General features: G+C 67.6%; 14 protein-coding genes and 3 tRNA genes. 3 read left to right on the top strand and 14 right to left on the bottom strand.

Annotation, left to right across the window (positions count from 1 at the left end; genetic code table 11):
* The 11 genes from AAC691_RS01030 to AAC691_RS00980 form a co-directional block, all read right to left on the bottom strand.
* Window positions 1–576 (bottom strand): NADH-quinone oxidoreductase subunit B family protein, encoded by a 576-nt coding sequence (locus AAC691_RS01030; protein WP_176639215.1) that lies wholly within the window; start codon window positions 574–576, stop codon window positions 1–3.
* 22 nt (window positions 577–598) lie between these two features.
* The gene (locus tag AAC691_RS01025; protein ID WP_176639216.1) at window positions 599–964 is read right to left on the bottom strand and encodes an NADH-quinone oxidoreductase subunit A; all 366 of its coding nucleotides are present in this window, start codon (window positions 962–964) and stop codon (window positions 599–601) included.
* 301 nt (window positions 965–1,265) lie between these two features.
* A tRNA-Asp gene (locus AAC691_RS01020) sits at window positions 1,266–1,342 on the bottom strand.
* 107 nt (window positions 1,343–1,449) lie between these two features.
* Window positions 1,450–1,524 (bottom strand) — tRNA-Val (locus AAC691_RS01015).
* A 120-nt stretch (window positions 1,525–1,644) separates the two neighbouring features.
* Window positions 1,645–1,929 (bottom strand): HU family DNA-binding protein, encoded by a 285-nt coding sequence (locus AAC691_RS01010; RefSeq protein WP_176639217.1) that lies wholly within the window; start codon window positions 1,927–1,929, stop codon window positions 1,645–1,647.
* 161 nt (window positions 1,930–2,090) lie between these two features.
* Complete coding sequence (gene lon / locus AAC691_RS01005; RefSeq protein ID WP_246285391.1) at window positions 2,091–4,472, bottom strand: endopeptidase La; 2,382 nt, start codon at window positions 4,470–4,472, stop codon at window positions 2,091–2,093.
* 344 nt (window positions 4,473–4,816) lie between these two features.
* A complete protein-coding gene (clpX, locus tag AAC691_RS01000; protein WP_176639219.1) occupies window positions 4,817–6,076 on the bottom strand; it encodes an ATP-dependent Clp protease ATP-binding subunit ClpX in 1,260 nt (419 codons plus the stop codon).
* Window positions 6,077–6,212: 136 nt separating this feature from the next.
* The gene (gene clpP, locus AAC691_RS00995) at window positions 6,213–6,851 is read right to left on the bottom strand and encodes an ATP-dependent Clp endopeptidase proteolytic subunit ClpP (RefSeq protein WP_176639220.1); all 639 of its coding nucleotides are present in this window, start codon (window positions 6,849–6,851) and stop codon (window positions 6,213–6,215) included.
* A gap of 395 nt (window positions 6,852–7,246) precedes the next feature.
* Entirely contained in the window at window positions 7,247–8,581 is a 1,335-nt protein-coding gene (gene tig / locus AAC691_RS00990; protein WP_342628663.1) for a trigger factor, read from the bottom strand.
* A gap of 92 nt (window positions 8,582–8,673) precedes the next feature.
* A tRNA-Leu gene (locus tag AAC691_RS00985) sits at window positions 8,674–8,758 on the bottom strand.
* Window positions 8,759–8,850: 92 nt separating this feature from the next.
* Window positions 8,851–10,284 (bottom strand): NAD(P)H-hydrate dehydratase, encoded by a 1,434-nt coding sequence (locus tag AAC691_RS00980; RefSeq protein ID WP_342628662.1) that lies wholly within the window; start codon window positions 10,282–10,284, stop codon window positions 8,851–8,853.
* Between the two features lie 191 nt (window positions 10,285–10,475).
* Between AAC691_RS00980 and AAC691_RS00975 the strand changes: the two genes are divergently transcribed.
* Window positions 10,476–10,928 carry a CopD family protein gene (locus AAC691_RS00975; RefSeq protein ID WP_176640383.1) on the top strand — a complete coding sequence of 151 codons (453 nt, stop codon included), beginning with the start codon at window positions 10,476–10,478 and terminating at the stop codon, window positions 10,926–10,928.
* 39 nt (window positions 10,929–10,967) lie between these two features.
* On the opposite strand, the gene AAC691_RS00970 is transcribed toward AAC691_RS00975, so the two are convergent.
* Window positions 10,968–12,800 (bottom strand): glycoside hydrolase family 15 protein, encoded by a 1,833-nt coding sequence (locus AAC691_RS00970; protein WP_176640382.1) that lies wholly within the window; start codon window positions 12,798–12,800, stop codon window positions 10,968–10,970.
* 242 nt (window positions 12,801–13,042) lie between these two features.
* Here AAC691_RS00970 and AAC691_RS00965 point away from each other — a divergent pair, with 242 nt between their 5' ends.
* A complete protein-coding gene (locus tag AAC691_RS00965; protein WP_342628661.1) occupies window positions 13,043–14,713 on the top strand; it encodes a DEAD/DEAH box helicase in 1,671 nt (556 codons plus the stop codon).
* 82 nt (window positions 14,714–14,795) lie between these two features.
* Window positions 14,796–16,076 (top strand): class I SAM-dependent RNA methyltransferase, encoded by a 1,281-nt coding sequence (locus AAC691_RS00960; RefSeq protein ID WP_342628660.1) that lies wholly within the window; start codon window positions 14,796–14,798, stop codon window positions 16,074–16,076.
* Window positions 16,077–16,202: 126 nt separating this feature from the next.
* On the opposite strand, the gene AAC691_RS00955 is transcribed toward AAC691_RS00960, so the two are convergent.
* Both AAC691_RS00955 and AAC691_RS00950 read right to left on the bottom strand, forming a co-directional pair.
* Window positions 16,203–16,583, bottom strand: coding sequence for a HesB/IscA family protein (locus AAC691_RS00955; protein WP_408906085.1), 381 nt, complete (start codon window positions 16,581–16,583; stop codon window positions 16,203–16,205).
* Window positions 16,584–16,646: 63 nt separating this feature from the next.
* Entirely contained in the window at window positions 16,647–17,150 is a 504-nt protein-coding gene (locus AAC691_RS00950) for an SUF system Fe-S cluster assembly protein (protein ID WP_408906037.1), read from the bottom strand.
* Window positions 17,151–17,157 lie beyond the last annotated feature (7 nt).

The raw sequence follows: 17,157 nt of genomic DNA, 5'->3' as shown, positions 1-17,157 counted from the left end.
TCAGCCACGGAGAATCGTCCCTGTCCTGCGGATTTTCTTCTGCAGTTGCAGAATGCCGTAGATCAGTGCCTCGGCCGTCGGCGGGCAGCCGGGGACATAGACATCCACCGGCACGATTCGGTCGCAGCCGCGCACCACGGAATAGGAATAATGGTAATACCCGCCGCCATTGGCGCACGACCCCATCGAGATCACCCAGCGCGGCTCGGCCATCTGGTCATAGACGCGGCGCAGCGCCGGGGCCATCTTGTTGGTCAGCGTACCGGCCACGATCATTACGTCCGACTGGCGCGGCGAGCCGCGGGGAATGATCCCCATCCGGTCTAGATCATAGCGCGGCATGTAGGCATGGATCATTTCCACCGCGCAGCAGGCCAGGCCGAAGGACATCGGCCACAGGCTGCCGGTGCGGCCCCAATTCACCAGCTTGTCCAGATTGGCGACGACGAAGCCCTTCTCGGTGATCTCGCCGGTAATGCCCTTGATCACGGCATCCTGCTCCGGCCCCGGCGGCAGCATGTCCCGGTTCCAGGCGATGGCGTCCTGCGCCTCGCCCGTCGCGTTGGCGGTGCTCATGCCCGTCTCTCCCTTCCCTCGCTCAATCCCAATCCAGCGCGCCCTTGCACCATTCATAGACGAACCCGACCGTCAGGACGCCCAGGAAGCCCATCATCGACAGAAAGCCGAACAGGCCGATCCGCGACAGGCTGACCGCCCAGGGAAAAAGAAAGGCGACCTCGAGATCGAAAATAATGAACAGGATCGAAACAAGGTAAAACCGCACGTCAAAGCGCCGTCGCGCGTCGTCGAACGCCTCGAACCCGCATTCATAGGCCGAAACCTTCTCGGCATAGGGCTTCTGGTGACCGAACAGCAGGGAACTTCCCAGCATCGCCCCGGCAATCACGACCGCGATCACACCGAAGATCAGAATCGGAAAGTAATCCGCAAGAACGGACTGCATGAGGCTCTCCCGCGCTGATGGCACGCCGCTGCGGCGGCTTGACGAAGTCGGCCCCGAAGCCAGGCTCCATCGTTCGGAAGGTTAGACCCAAGAATCCGAAGCGACCAGTGCGCCAGCCCCCGTCGGGTTGGGCACATTCCCGTGATGACGGAAATATCGCCCACGGACGCACGTTCAGCGCCTTTTACTTGCGCTCCGCACCAATATTAAATTCGATTTTCTGGTGAATATTTTTCGGCGAATATTGCGCGGTGGAACACCACCCTGCGCATCGCCGCCCGATGATCCGGCATCGTTGCCGTGGCGCGAGTGACGGGGCTCGAACCCGCGACCTCCGGCGTGACAGGCCGGCGCTCTAACCAACTGAGCTACACCCGCGAAGGCGTGAGGGGTGTTTAATCCTCCCCCCGGGACCCGTCAACCGACCGGGCGGATCTTTCGGTCGAATTTTCCGGACGTCCGCCCGGATCCCCTCGGGGACGGAATGGTGGGCGATGACGGGATCGAACCGCCGACCCTCTCGGTGTAAACGAGACGCTCTACCGCTGAGCTAATCGCCCCAAAAGCGAGGTCCAAAGCGAGGTATTGTACCCGAAAGCGGAACCTGCCCCGGTTCCACAGAAACGGGGACCAGGGCAGGCCCGCACGCCGCCCCAGCCCCGCAAACCGTCAGAGCCTGATCAGCTCACGGCTTCCTTCAGGTTCTTGCCCGGCTTGAAGCGCACCGAGGTGGATGCCGGAATGTCGATTTCCTCGCCCGTGCGGGGATTGCGGCCCTTGGCTGCCTTGCGCGTCGCGGTCACGAACGTGCCGAAACCCACCAGCCGGACTTCCTGCTTCTTGGACAGGGCCTTCTCGATGGCGCCAAACACGGCATCGACCACTTCGCCCGCCTTCGCCTTCGGCAGATCGGCGTCGTCGGCCACCGCGGCGACGAGTTCCTGCTTGTTAAGTGGCTTCTCCATTTTACGCCTTTCTTCTACTGCGCGCGCGCCGGGACCGATGTGATCGCCTGCACCGCATTGCGCCGCACTATGCAGCCGTTTTTGTCCGCGTCAACCAACCAGCCCCCCGGCAATGGCGGAAAACTCCGCCAAACCGGGGGGCTGGTGCGTTTTTGACACATTTAATGCGGCAGAGATGGGGCGGCGATTCCCGCAGTCTGATTCGACGACGCCACCGGTTCGGCTTCCTCGGACCATTCGATGGGTTCGGGACGCGTCACCAGGGCCTGGCCGATCACCTCGTCGACATGGGCCACCGGCAGGATTCGCAGCCCCTTCTTCACCGTGTCGGGGATGTCCACCAGGTCCTTCTCGTTATCCTTGGGGATGAACACCGTGCGGATGCCGGCCCGATGGGCGGCCAGCAGCTTCTCCTTCAGCCCGCCGATGGCCAGCACGCGGCCGCGCAGCGTGATCTCGCCGGTCATCGCCACGTCGCGCCGTACCGGAATGCCCGTCAGCACGCTGACCAGCGACGTGGCCATGGCGATACCGGCCGACGGCCCGTCCTTCGGCGTCGCCCCCTCGGGCACGTGGACATGCAGGTCGCGCTTTTCGAACAAGGTCGGCTTGATGCCGAAATTCACCGCCCGGCTCCGGACATAGGACAGGGCCGCGGCCACGCTTTCCTGCATCACGTCGCCCAGCTTGCCGGTCTGCCGAATCGCGCCCTTGCCCGGCACCATCACGCTTTCGATAGTCAGGATCTCGCCGCCCACCTCGGTCCAGGCCAGGCCGGTCACCACGCCGACCATGTCCTCGGCCTCGGTCTCGCCATAGCGGAAGCGCTTCACGCCGGCATATTTTTCCAGGTTCTTGCGGGTGATCGCCACCTTCTTGGCCTTGCCGGTCACGATTTCCCGGACCGCCTTGCGCGCCAGGGTTGCAATCTCGCGCTCCAGGTTGCGCACCCCGGCCTCGCGGGTATAGCTGCGCACCAGCTCGCGCAACGCATCGTCGCTGACCGACCATTCATCGGGGCGCAGGCTGTGCGCCTCGCCCTGCTTGGCCAGCAGATGGCGCTTGGCGATCTCGACCTTCTCATCCTCGGTATAGCCGGACAGGCGGATCACCTCCATGCGGTCCAGCAGCGGCTGGGGCATGTTCAGGCTGTTGGCCGTGGTCACGAACATCACGTCCGACAGGTCGTAATCGACCTCCAGGTAATGATCCGCAAAGCTGCCGTTCTGCTCGGGGTCCAGCACCTCCAGCAGCGCCGAGGACGGATCCCCCCGCCAGTCGGCGCCCAGCTTGTCGATCTCATCCAGCAGGAAGAGCGGATTCGACGTCTTGGCCTTCTTCATCCCCTGGATGATCTTGCCGGGCATCGACCCGATATAGGTGCGGCGATGGCCGCGAATCTCGGCCTCGTCGCGCACGCCGCCCAGCGACATGCGCACATATTGCCGCCCCGTCGCCTTGGCGATCGACCGCGCCAGCGAGGTCTTGCCCACGCCCGGCGGCCCCACCAGGCACAGGATCGGCCCCTTGATCTTCTGCGCGCGGCTCTGCACCGCCAGATATTCCAGGATCCGCTCCTTGACCTTGTCCAGGCCGTAATGATCGGCATCCAGGACCGTCTCGGCCGCATCCATGTCGCGGCGGATCTTCGAGCGCTTCTTCCACGGAATGCTCAGGATCCAGTCCAGATAGTTCCGCACCACCGTCGATTCGGCGGACATCGGACTCATGGTCCGCAGCTTCTTCAGCTCGGCCAGCGCCTTGTCGCGCGCCTCCTTGGGCAGGCGCGTCTTGGCGATGCGCTCCTCCAGCTCGGACGTCTCGTCCTTGCCTTCCTCGCCCTCGCCCAGTTCCTTCTGGATCGCCTTCAACTGCTCGTTCAGGTAGTATTCGCGCTGCGTCTTCTCCATCTGCCGCTTGACGCGGTTGCGGATGCGCTTCTCCACCTGCAGGACGCCGATCTCGGCCTCCATATGCGCGAAGACACGTTCCAGGCGCGCATTGACCCCCGGAATTTCCAGGATTTCCTGCTTCTCGGCGATCTTCAGGTTCAAATGGCTGGCGATCGTGTCGGCCAGCTTCGACAGATCCTCGATCTGGTTCAGCGAGACCAGGACCTCGGGCGCGATCTTCTTGTTCAGCTTGATATATTGCTCGAACTGCGACACCACCGTGCGGCCCAGCGCCTCGCCCTCGCTGCCGCTGGCGGCCTCTTCGGTCACCGGCGCGATCTCGGCCTCGAAATACCCCTCGACCTCGTGCAGCGCGGTGATGCGCGCCCGCCGGCTGCCCTCGACCAGCACCTTCACCGTGCCGTCGGGCAGCTTCAGCAACTGCAGAATCGTGGAAACCGTGCCGTAGCGATAGATGTCGTCGGCCGCCGGGTCATCCTGCGACGCGTTCTTCTGCGCCACCAGCAGGATCTGCTTGTCGTGCTTGGTCACCGCTTCCAGCGCGCGCACCGATTTCTCGCGGCCGACGAACAGCGGCACGATCATGTGCGGAAACACCACGATGTCACGCAGCGGCAGCACCGCCATCATGTCGGGACCGCCTGAAACATTCTGCACATTATCGTTCGATTCGGCCGGAGCCGCGCCGGAAACGCGCTTTTCCGCGCCGGAAGGGCCGCGGTCTTGCCGCTCGGAATCGGACATGTCGTATGACCTCCTGAAGGACGATCCCGGGCGGGCACCCATACAAGGCCTGCGCCGCCCGGCGTGCTCGCAGCCGCGAACACTCGGACTATCATGTCGTCATTCAGGACCGCCGCGGCAAGGTCCCCGAATGACGGGGAAAAACGGCACGCCGGTCCCGGGCGGCACAAGGCCCGGCATGCCAGGAAAAAGGCCCGGGGCACGCCCGACAGGGCGCCCCCGGCCGGGATTCAGGCGGATTGCTCGGCCGGCTTCTCCTTGCCGTAGACATAGACCGGACTGGTCTTGCTCTCGGCGACATCCTTGTTGATCACCACCTCGTCCACATTCTCCAGTCCCGGCAGGTCGAACATGGTGGACAGCAGGATGCTCTCCATGATCGCCCGCAGGCCGCGCGCGCCGGTGCGCCGCGCGATCGCCCGCTGCGCCACCTGCTTCAGCGCATCCTCGGTAAAGGTCAGCTTCACCCCCTCCATCTGGAACAGGCGCGCATATTGCTTCACCAGCGCGTTCTTGGGCTTGGTCAGGATCTCGATCAGCGCCGCCTCGTCCAGGTCCTCCAGCGTCGCGACCACCGGCAGACGGCCGATGAATTCGGGGATCAGGCCGAATTTCAGCAGGTCCTCGGGCTCGACGTCACGCAGGATCGCCCCCGTGCGCCGCTCGTCGGGCGACTGCACGTCGGCCCCGAACCCGATACCCGACCCCTTGCCGCGCGCGCTGATGATCTTGTCCAGCCCGGCAAAGGCGCCGCCGCAGATGAACAGCATGTTGGTGGTATCCACCTGCAGGAATTCCTGCTGCGGATGCTTGCGCCCGCCCTGCGGCGGAACCGAGGCCACCGTGCCTTCCATGATCTTCAGCAGGGCCTGCTGCACGCCCTCGCCGCTGACGTCGCGGGTGATCGACGGATTGTCCGACTTGCGCGAGATCTTGTCGATCTCGTCGATATAGACGATGCCGCGCTGCGCCCGCTCGACATTGTAGTCGGCGGCCTGCAGCAGCTTCAGGATGATGTTCTCGACATCCTCGCCGACATAGCCCGCCTCGGTCAGCGTGGTCGCGTCCGCCATCGTGAACGGCACGTCCAGGATGCGCGCCAGCGTCTGCGCCAGCAGCGTCTTGCCCGACCCGGTCGGCCCGACCAGCAGGATGTTCGACTTCGCGATCTCGACGTCGTTGTTCTTCTGGCTGTGGGCCAGGCGCTTGTAATGGTTGTGGACCGCGACCGACAGCACCTTCTTGGCATGGAACTGGCCGATCACGTAATCGTCCAGGACCTTGCAGATCTCCTTGGGCGTCGGCACGCCGTCGCGCGACTTCACCAGATGCGTCTTGTGCTCCTCGCGGATGATATCCATGCACAGCTCGACGCACTCGTCGCAGATGAAGACAGTCGGACCAGCGATCAGCTTCCGGACCTCATGCTGCGACTTGCCGCAGAACGAGCAATATAGCGTGTTCTTCGAATCGCTGGACTTGTTGTTCATAACCGCTCCTACGCCCGGGCAGCCGAAACGCCGTGGCGTCCGGACCGGGACCGAAAATCCTGACTCGGGTCAGGGTTTCCTTCAACCCTGCCCAAGCCGACGGACGCCGCAAAGCAAAAAATCGCGCCCACCCCCCTCAACTCTTGGCTGGCGCCGGTGCCGCGTGGTTGCGCACCACCTCGTCCACGATGCCGAACGCCAGCGCCTCCTCGGCCGACATGTAGCTGTCGCGCTCCAGCTTGCGTTCGATCTCTTCCAGCGACTGGCCGGTATGCTGCTCGTAGATTTCGTTCAGGCGCTGGCGAATCGTCAGGATCTCGCGCGCCTGAATCTCGATGTCGCTGGCCTGTCCCTGCGCGCCGCCCGACGGCTGGTGCACCATGACGCGCGCATTCGGCAGGGCGAAACGCCGCCCCTTCTCGCCGCCGGCCAGCAGCAGCGACCCCATCGATGCCGCCTGGCCGATGCACACCGTGCTGACCGGGCTGCGGATATATTGCATCGTGTCATAGATCGCCAGGCCCGCCGACACCACGCCGCCGGGGCTGTTGATGTAGAACGAGATTTCCTTGGTCGGGTTCACGCTCTCCAGATAGAGAAGCTGCGCCGACACCAGCGAGGCGACCTGGTCATAGACCGGCCCGGTCAGGAAGATGATCCGTTCCTGCAACAGGCGGGAATAGATGTCGAAGGCCCGCTCCCCGCGCGAGGTCTGCTCGACCACCATGGGCACTAGGGCGTTGCTGAAGATCTCCACGGGATCCCGATCCCTCATAGTCTCATTCCCGTTCCTGAAAACGCGAAGACCCGACACATCGTCCCGCGGGCACGCGCGCCGGGGCACGCGCGCCGGCCGGAACCGACGGCCGGGTCATTCCCCGGTTATGCTGATCAAGATAGAGATAAACCGCGCGGATACCACCCCACCCCCGTCATTTCACGGCGATTAGAGCCCACGCCGATGCACCGCCGGCCCTGCGCCGGGCCGATCCGCGCGCCAAAACAACGGCCTGCGCGGCTCCGCCGCAACCCGGGCGCCCAGGATCCCGCGGCACAACGCCAAGCCCCCGGCGCGGCAAACCGCACCGGGGGCTTGGCCCCAGGACCGAGACCCGGGACCGAGACCCGGAATCGAGAACCCAGAATCGGGGAATCGCGGAATCGACCGGCTTACAGGTCGGCGGGCGGGATCTCGGCCAGTTCCTCGGGGGTGACGTCCTTTTCCTCGACCTTGGCCAGCTCGATCACGTAATCGACAACCTTGTTCTCGAAGATCGGGCCGCGCAGGCTCTCCGTCGCCTGCGGATTCTTGCGGAAGAACTCGAACACCGCCTGCTCCTGGCCGGGATAGCGCATGGCCTCGGCACGGATGGCCTGCATCATCTCGTCCTGGGTGACCGTGATCGCGTTCAGCCGGCCGATCTCGGCCAGCAGCAGGCCCAGCTTCACCCGGCGCTCGGCGATCTTGCGGTAATCGGACCGCAGGGTCTCCTCGTCCTTCTCCTTGTCTTCCTCATCCAGCTCGCCGGCCTTGCGATCCGCCTCGACCCGCTGCCAGATCTGGGCGAACTCGGCCTCGACCATGCCCTGCGGCGCCTCGAAGTCGGTCTTCCCGGCCAGGGCGTCCAGCAGGTCGCGCTTGATGCGCAGGCGCGACAGTTGCGCGTATTCCTGCTCGACCTGCCTGGTGATGGCCTCGCGGACCTGCTCCAGCCCCTCGAAGCCGATCTTCTTGGCCATCTCGTCGTCGATCGCGACATCCACCGGGCGCTTCAGACCCTTCGCCTTGATGTCGAAGGTCGCGTCCCTGCCCGCCAGCTCGGCCGCCGAATAATCGGCGGGAAACGTCACGGCGATGGTCTTTTCCTCACCCGGCGTCATGCCTTCGATCTGCTCGGCGAAACCGGGAATGAAGCCCGCGCCGCCGATCTCGACATTCACGTCCTCGGCGGTACCGCCCTCAAACGCCTCGCCATCGACCTTGCCGACGAAATCCACGACCACGACGTCGCCCTGGGCGGCCGGACGCACTTCGTCGATCGTCTCGAAGCTGCGCTGGCGGCCGGCAATGTCCTTCAGCGCCTTGTCGATCGTCTCGGCGTCCGGCGTGGCCTTCAGGCGCGTCAGCGCCAAATCCGACAGGTCCGGCTGCGCGATCTCGGGCAGCAGTTCCATCTCGACCTTGAATTCCAGGTCGGCCGCCCCCGGCTCGGCGCCCGACACCAGGTCGACGCGCGGCTGCATCGCCGGGCGCAGGCCACGCTCCTCCAGCAGCGCGCGCGTGGCGTCGCCGACCGCCTGCTCCAGCACCTCACCCTGCACGGCGGTGCCGTAGCGCTGCTTGACGATGCTCAGCGGCACCTTGCCCGGGCGGAAGCCCGGCAGGTTCATGGACTGCCCCAGTTCCTTCAGGCGGGCGGCCCGCTTGCTCTCCAGTTCACCGGCGGGCACCGTGACGGTGAAGCCGCGCTTCAGGCCTTCGGAAAGCGTTTCAGTAACCTGCATCTGCCAGGCCATCCTCTCGGTCAGAACTTTCAAAGAACGCGCCTGGCCGCTCGGGCCGGCGGCGTCCGCACGCAAAACGCGATTGACCGGGCTGGTACGGGCGGAGGGACTTGAACCCCCACGACTTGCGCCACCAGAACCTAAATCTGGCGTGTCTGCCAATTCCACCACGCCCGCTACGGCGCCCGGGCCTCAAGCGGGCGGCTTTAGCGCACGATGCCCGATCCGGCAAGCCGACAATGGCGCGATTCCGCGCCCCGCCCCGTTCGTCAGCCCGCCGTTCCGCCCAACATGCAGGCCCGCGCCCGCGCCGCGCCCAGATGGCGGTCGAACTGTTCGGCCACCGGCCAGTCCCCGGCACGCATCCCCGCCTCGCCATGGATCCACACCCCGGCACATGCCGCCTCCCATGGCGCCATCCCGGCGGCCAGCAGCGCCGCGATCACCCCGGTCAGCGTGTCGCCCGACCCGGCCGTCGCCAGCGCCGCCGTCGCATGCGCGTTGATCGCCGCCCGCCCGTCGGGCGCCGCGATCACCGTGTCGGGTCCTTTCAGCACCACCACCGCGCCGCATCGCGCAGCGGCGGCCCGCGCGGCCGCCAGCCGGTCATTCCCCGGCGCGCCGAACACGCGGGCGAATTCCCCCGCATGCGGGGTGATCACCGCCGCCCCGCGCAGCCGCTCGGGCCGCCCGGCCGCCAGCAGAAACGCCCCCGCATCGGCCAGGACGGTCCGCCCCGCCCGCAACAGGCGCGGCAACGCCTCGCCGACCTCCGGCTCGGTCAGGCCGGGTCCGCAGATCCACACGCGGCGGCGTCCGTCCTGCAACAGAGCGTCCAGCGTCCCGTCATCGACCACCAGCCCCGGCTCGCCCATCCGGTACAGCGCCGCCGCCTCGCCCGCCGCCAGCCGCACCAGCCCGGCCCCCGCCGCCCGCGCCGCCGCGGCGGCCAGCCGCGCCGCCCCGGGCATCGTCCCGCCGCCGCAGATGCTGACGACGCCGCGCGCATATTTATGGCTGTCCATCTCCGCGTCCGGCACCCGCCACAGGCCGGGCGCGTTGCGCCAGGTCCGGACCGAAACCGCCGCCAGCGCGGCCGCGGGCATGCCGATATCCGCCACCTCCAGCCGCCCCGCCATCGCACGCCCCGGCAGCAGCAGATGCCCCGGCTTGGCCCGCACGAAGGTCACGGTCATCTCGGCGCGTGGGGCATAGCCCCGCACCGCGCCGGTCGCGCCATCGATGCCGCTGGGCACGTCCACCGCCACCACCCGCCGCGCCGCCGCCAGCACCGCCGCCGCCTCGGGGTCGACATCGCGGCTCAGCCCCGCGCCGAACACCGCGTCGATCACCAGTTCGGCCCGTGCCGCCTCGGCCGCCGCGAAGGGCACGCGCGGCCCCGTCCATTGTGCCGCGGCCCGGTCGGCATCTCCGCCCGGCCGCGGCGGGGCCAGGGCCGCCACCGCCACCGGCCAGCCCGCCTGAGCCAGCCGGCGCGCGGCGACATAGCCGTCCCCGCCATTATTGCCCGGACCGCACAGCACCAACACCCGGCACGGAGCCACATGGCGGCGCACCGCCCGTGCCACCGCCCGCCCGGCATTTTCCATCAGGTCGTAGACCGGCACCGTGCGGCTGCCTTCCCGGTCGATCCGCCCCATCTGCTCGGGATCAGGCAGGATCAGGTCCGCGATCAGAGACATGTGCACCGTTCCATCGGACACTCCCCAGCCCGCCTCCTCCCCAGATCCAGCCTTGAACCCAGCCCTGGACCCAACCATGGGGACCCCGCGAGCAACGGCCTTGCGCCGCGTTGCGGAATTGGCGATCACACATAGCATCGCCGCGTCCGCCCCGTCACGCGGGCCGCCCTCCATTTGCCAGCGGAGCAGATATGACCTCCTCCATCCTCTGGAGCCTCGTGCTCGCGATCCATATCCTGGGCATGACCGCCTGGGTCGGCGGCATGGTCCATGCCGTGTTCGTCCTGCGGCCCAGCCTGGGCCTGCTGGACGCGACCCAGCGCGCCTCGGTCCATCTGCAGACCCTGACCCGCTTCTTCCGCATGGTGTGGCACCTCATGCCGACGGTGCTGGTCTCCGGCTGGCTGCTGGTCCTGCACGAGGGCGGATTCGCCGCCGTCCCGTGGCAGGTCAACGCCATGCAACTGCTGGGCCTGGCGATGGCGGCCCTGTTCGCCCGCATCTATTTCGGCCCGTTCCAGAAGGCCCGCCGCGCCATCCGGCCGCAACCGGCCATCTTCGACAGCATCCGCGCGCTGGTGCTGGCCAATACCGGGCTCGGCGTGCTCACCATCCTCGCCGCCGCCATGGCGCGCGGCCTCTGATCGGACCCGACCCCGGGGCCACCCCACACCATGCGGGCACTATAGCTGCGGCAGCGGCGGTGCCCCCATGGTGGTGATCCGGCCGGCGCTCAGGATCGCCGCCGTGTTGATTAGCGACAGGTGCGAAAAGGCCTGCGGGAAATTTCCCACCTGCCGCCCGCTCCGGGCGTCATATTCCTCGGCCAGCAGGCCCAGGTCGCTGCGCAGCGCCAGCAGCCGGTTGAACAGGGCGTGCGCCTCTTCCAGCCGCCCCTGCGCGACATAGGCGTTCACCAGCCAGAAGGAACAGGCGATGAACGCCCCCTCGCCCCCCGCGACCCCTTCGACGGCATGATCGGGGATATAGCGGCGGACGAATCCGTGCTCGTCCAGCAATTCGCGCTCGACCGCCGCGATCGTCCCGGCCACGCGCGGATCCTCCGCCGGCAGAAATCCCACCACCGGGATCAGCAGCAGCCCGGCATCCAGCCCCTTGCCGCCGAAATACTGGACGAAGCTGTTCTTGTCCGCGTTGAACCCGTCCCGGCAGACCGCGTCATGGATATCCTGCCGCAGGGCCTTCCATTCCTCCAGCGGCGCTTCCAGCCCGTATTTCTCGGCATCGCGAATGGCCCGGTCGAACGCCAGCCAGCATGAGATCTTCGAGACGGTGAAATGGCGCCGTCCGCCCCGCACCTCCCACATGCCCTCGTCGGGCTCCTTCCAGATGCTCGCCAGATGCTCCAGCAGCCCGACCTGCAGGCGCCAGCCATCCGTGATCGCGCACAGCCGCGTCTGGCGCGCGACATGCAGCGCCGAGATCGCCTCGCCATACACGTCCAACTGCAATTGTCCGGCGGCCGCGTTGCCGATCCGCACCGGCACCGACTTGGCATAGCCGGGCAGCCACCCGGCCTCCCACTCGTTCAGCAGGCGCTCGCCGCCGATCCCGTACATGATCTGCACCTGGTCGGGGCTGCCCGCCACCGCCGCCTGCAGCCAGTTGCGCCACTGCATCGCCTCTTCGTAATAGCCGCCCGCCATGATCGCGATCAGCGTCAGCGACGCATCGCGCAGCCAGCAATAGCGGTAATCCCAGTTGCGCTCGCCGCCCAGCTCCTCGGGCAGCGAGGTCGTGGCCGCGGCGACGATCCCCCCTGTGGGCTGATAGATCAGCGCCTTCAGGGTCAGCAGCGACCGCCGCACCGCCGGCGCATGCACGCCCTTGTACGTGCAGCGCGCGATCCAGTCCGACCAGAACTGCTCGGTCCGGCGCAGCGCCGCCAGCGCGTCGATCGGGTCCGGCACCGGCCCGTGCGATTCCAGATGCGTCATCACGAACGGCACCTGGTCACCTTCCGACACGATGAAGCGCGACACGGTATGGCGCCCCTCGCCATGCAGCGCGACCGGGCAGCGCAGCACGCAGCGCGACGGGCCGGCGATGGCGGTAATGCCCATGTTGTCCGGCAGGCGCGTCACCCAGGGCACCGACAGGCCGTAGTCGAACCGCAGCACCAGCCAGTTCAGCACCGGCACCGCACCGCGCCGCCCCTCGACGATCCGGATCAGCGTCGGGGTCTCGGTCCCGATCGCCATGAAATCCAGGATGGCCACCACCCCGCCATGGGTCTCGAACACCGTCTCCAGCACCATGCCCTGCTGGCGATAGGTCCGCGTCACCGTGATCAGCGCGCCGCCGCGCTCCTCGTCCGGGGCCAGCAGCCAATGCCCGTTCTCGCCATTGCCCAGCAGGGCGGCGAAACAGGCCGGGCTGTCGAAACGCGGCCAGCACAGCCAGTCGATCGAACCGTTCCGTCCTATCAGGGCGCAGCTTCGCCCATCGCCGATCAGTCCATAATCTTCGATTTTCTGCGGTTCGACGTTAACCACGACACCTCCCAGAGACCCGATGCCACGGGCCCGCGCGATGCCGAAGGCACGAACCCGTTTATGCAACGCGCCACGCTTGATTTTCGTTCCATTTGCCGATACGGACGAACACGCGGAATCGGGGGATTCGCCTTCATTTTCGCAAGGCCCTGCTTCGTCGCAGGAAATCAGGCCACCATGCCTGCCGAACCGCATCGTGGCGGAACGAACGGGACCACACCACTGACACGTTCGAGAGAATTTTGAGCGCCAAGACGAACGCCTCCCCATCGGCCGCGCATGACGCCGAACACCATCCCGCATCCTATGCTCCGTCCGATTCGGGCACGGAGTCGCATGCCGACGGGCAGCCGCCGGCCGACGGGCCGGGCGCCGGAACCGGCGCGGACTCCCCGGCCGAGGCGCAGGCCGAACCCGAGCATCCGCTCTTCTCCGACCTCGGCCTGGCAGCGCCGATCCTGCGCGCGATCGACGAGATGGGCTACCGCCATCCCACGCCGATCCAGGCCCAGGCCATCCCGTATGTCCTGATGGGCCGCGACGTGCTGGGCGTGGCGCAGACCGGCACCGGCAAGACCGCCTCCTTCACCCTGCCGATGCTGGAAATCCTCTCCGGCTCGCGCGCCCGGGCCCGCATGCCGCGCTCCCTGATTCTGGAGCCGACACGCGAGCTGGCGCTGCAGGTCGCCGAGAATTTTGTCAATTACGGCAAATACCTCAAGCTGAACCACGCCCTGCTGATCGGCGGCGAGAGCATGGCCGAGCAGAAGGACGTGCTCAATCGCGGCGTCGACGTGCTGATCGCGACCCCAGGGCGGCTGATCGACCTGTTCGAACGGGGCGGCCTGCTGCTGAACCAGACCAAGCTGCTGGTGATCGACGAAGCCGACCGCATGCTCGACATGGGCTTCATCCCGGATATCGAGAAGATCGTCGGCATGCTCTCGCCCCTGCGGCAGACCCTGTTCTTCTCGGCCACCATGGCGCCCGAAATCCGGCGCCTGGCGGACATGTTCCTGCAGAACCCGAAAGAGATCACCGTCAGCCGCCCCTCCTCGGTCGCCACGACGATCGAGGCCGGGCTGGTGATCGTCGACGAAACCGAGAAGCGCCGCGCCCTGCGCCATATGCTGCGTGACGAGGCGGTGCAGAACGCCATCGTGTTCTGCAACCGCAAGCGCGATGTCGACATCCTGTGCAAATCGCTCGTCAAGCATGATTTCGCCGCCGGCGCCCTGCATGGCGACCTGCCGCAATCAGTGCGCTTCGCCACGCTGGAACGCTTCAAGGCGGGCGATCTGAAGATCCTGGTCTGCTCCGACGTCGCCGCGCGCGGCATCGATATCGGCGGCCTGTCCCACGTCTTCAATTTCGACCTGCCCTTCCATGCCGAGGACTATGTCCACCGCATCGGACGCACCGGCCGCGCCGGACGCACCGGCCACGCCTACAGCCTGGCCACGCCGTTCGACCGCACCCTGGCCGGGGCGATCGAGGCCCTGATCGGCCACCCGATCCCACGCCTGGCCGTCGAGGGTATCGAACAGCAGGAATGGTCCGAGGAAGACCGGCCCCGCGGCGGCCGGCGCGGCAAGGACGGCGGCAAGGACAAGGCCAGGGGCAAAGGACGCGGCGGCAAGCCCGAATCCCGTCCGCGCGACGAGGCGCCGGCGCCGCCGGTGGCCAGGGCCGAACCCGCCGAGGCCAAGCCCGTGCCGCAGCGCCCCGAACCCCGCAAGCCGGACACGGGCCGCCCCCGCGACCGCGACGCCGAGCGCGTGCCGGACGAGATCATCCAGAACGGCGCGCTGGGCTTCGGCGACGACGTCCCGGCCTTCATGCTGCTGCCCCGGCGCAGTTTCTCCGTCGCCCCGTCCCCCGACGCGGCGGACCTGCCTGACGGCGCGATCTGACGGCCCGGGCGGACAGGCGCGCCGGCGGCGATCCGCCGCGCGCTTCTCCGCTCAGGCGCTTGTCCGCTCAGGCGATGACGCCATGACGATCGAGACCGACATCACCCAACTCGGGGCCGACGGCGACGGCATCGCCCGCGCCCCTGATGGCGGCCGCCTGTTCATCCCCGGCGCCTTGCCGGGCGAACGGGTGCTGGCCGACATGCAGGACCCGCGCGCGGCCCGGCTGGTCCGGGTGCTGCGCCCCAGCCCGGACCGGGTCGGTCCGCCCTGTCCGCTCTTCGGCCTGTGCGGTGGCTGCGCGCTCCAGCATTTCGCACGTCCTGCCACCCTGGCATGGAAAGAGGCTCTGGTGCGGCACGCGCTGGAACGCGCCGGCTTCGCCGCGCCGCCCACGCCCGCGACGCATCAGAGCCCGCCGGGCAGCCGGCGGCGCATCGACCTGGCGGTCCGACGCCTGCCGCAGGGTGTGTCGATCGGCCTGCACGCCCGGCGCGGCGACGTGATCGACCTGACGGCCTGCCCGGTGCTGGACCCGGCGCTGTTCGCGCTGATCGCCGAACTGCGCGGCCTCATGCAATCGCTGGGCGCGCTGCGCCGCACCGGCGACGCACAGGTCAACCTGCTCGATTCCGGCCCCGACCTGCTGCTCGCCACCGATGGCCCGCTGGCGGCCGCCGACCGGGCCAAGCTGGCCGATTTCGCGCGCGCGCACCATGTGCCGCGCATCGCCTGGCGCCCCGCCGGCAGTACCCAGTCCCCGGAAACCGCCTCCCAGACGGCGCCCGTCCGCCATGATCTGTCCGGGGTCGCCGTCACCCCGCCGCCCGGCGCCTTCCTCCAGCCGACCCGCCAGGGCGAGGCCGCGATCATCGCCGCCATCCTGGCCGGACTGCCCCGGCGCCTGGGGCGCAAGGACACGATCATCGAACTTTATGCCGGCTGCGGCACCCTGTCCTTCGCGCTCGCCCGGCACGCCAAGGTCCTGGCGTTCGAGGGCCATCCCGACGCGCACGCCGCCCTGCACCGCGCCGCCGCCGGCACGCGGGTCGTCGCCGAACGGCGCGACCTGAACCGCCAGCCGGTCATGGCGCAGCACCTGGCCCAGGCCGGCGCCGTGGTGCTGGACCCGCCCTATGCCGGGGCCGGCGCGCAGATGGCGCAGATCATCGCCGGGCGCCCGCCCTGCATCATCTATGTCAGTTGCAATCCCCAGGCCCTGGCCCGCGACGTCGCGGGCCTCAAGGACGCGGGCTACACGCTGGACAGCCTCACGGTGATCGACCAGTTCCTCTGGTCCACCGAAACCGAAGCCGTGTGCGTCTTCACCGCTCCCAGACGCCCCCGGCGCCCGGGCCGGTAACCCGGGGCTTCGCCCCGGACCCCACCAAAGGCGGCGCCTTTGGAAACCATTTATTTGTCAACAGATTGGGGTCAAGGGGTCCGCGACTCCTTGCGGGTCGAGGGCAGCGCCCTCGCCTGGCCCGCATCAGACGTGGAAGCTCTCGCCGCAGCCGCAGCGGCCTTTCTCGTTCGGATTGATGAAGGTAAAGCCTGCTTCCAGTTGCTTCACCTCGTAATCCATCACCGTGCCGATCAGGAACAGGGTCGCCTTGCGGTCCACCAGCAGGGTCACCCCCTTGTCGGTCACGATTTCGTCCCCCGGACCGGGCGCCCCGACGAAGCTCATGTCGTAGCCATGGCCCGAACAGCCCTTGGTCGACACCGCGACGCGCAGCAACTGGCCGGCATGGGCGGTGTCATACAGGGCGCGCAGCCGCTCGGCGGCACGGTCGGACAGCGACATCAGCGGCGGCAGCGCGCGCGCCGGGCGGGCGGCGGCGGGCGTTCCGCCGATTGGCTGGGTCATCGGCTGGGTCGTTGGTTGGGTCATTGGGGGGGCATTCTCCCGAAAGCGGCATTCAAAACCTGTTCAGAACATGTTCAGGGCCAGGCGGGCATCGTCGCTCATCCGCGACATGTCCCACGGCGGGTCCCAGACGATCTCGACCTCGGCGCCGGTCACGCCGGCCACCGCACGCACCGCCTCCTGCACCTGCGCGGGCAGTTCCTGCGCGCTGGGACAGTTGGGCGCAGTCAGCGTCATCTCGATCCGCACCTTGCCGTCACGATGCAGGTCGATCGCATAGATCAGGCCAAGCTCGTAAATATTCACCGGAATCTCCGGGTCATAGACGCTGGCGATCGCCGCGATCACCGCATCCTCGTCGGGCGTTCCGTCCCCAGTCGGCTTCGTTCCCGGCTCCGTTCCCGGCTCCGCTCCCCGGGCCGGAGGCATCTCGTCCGGCGTCCAGCTCTCGACCGACCCGTCCGGCTCGGAAGCCGGCGCGTCGAACGAAAACCCGGCAGTCCCGGCCTCTGCAGGCCCGATCCCGGTCGTCTCCGCCGTCTCGATCTTTTCGGATTGCACGTTCATTCCCGTC

The organism is Nguyenibacter vanlangensis (assembly GCF_038719015.1).
Lineage (GTDB): Bacteria > Pseudomonadota > Alphaproteobacteria > Acetobacterales > Acetobacteraceae > Gluconacetobacter > Gluconacetobacter vanlangensis.
This window is presented reverse-complemented; position numbering and strand designations above follow the sequence as displayed.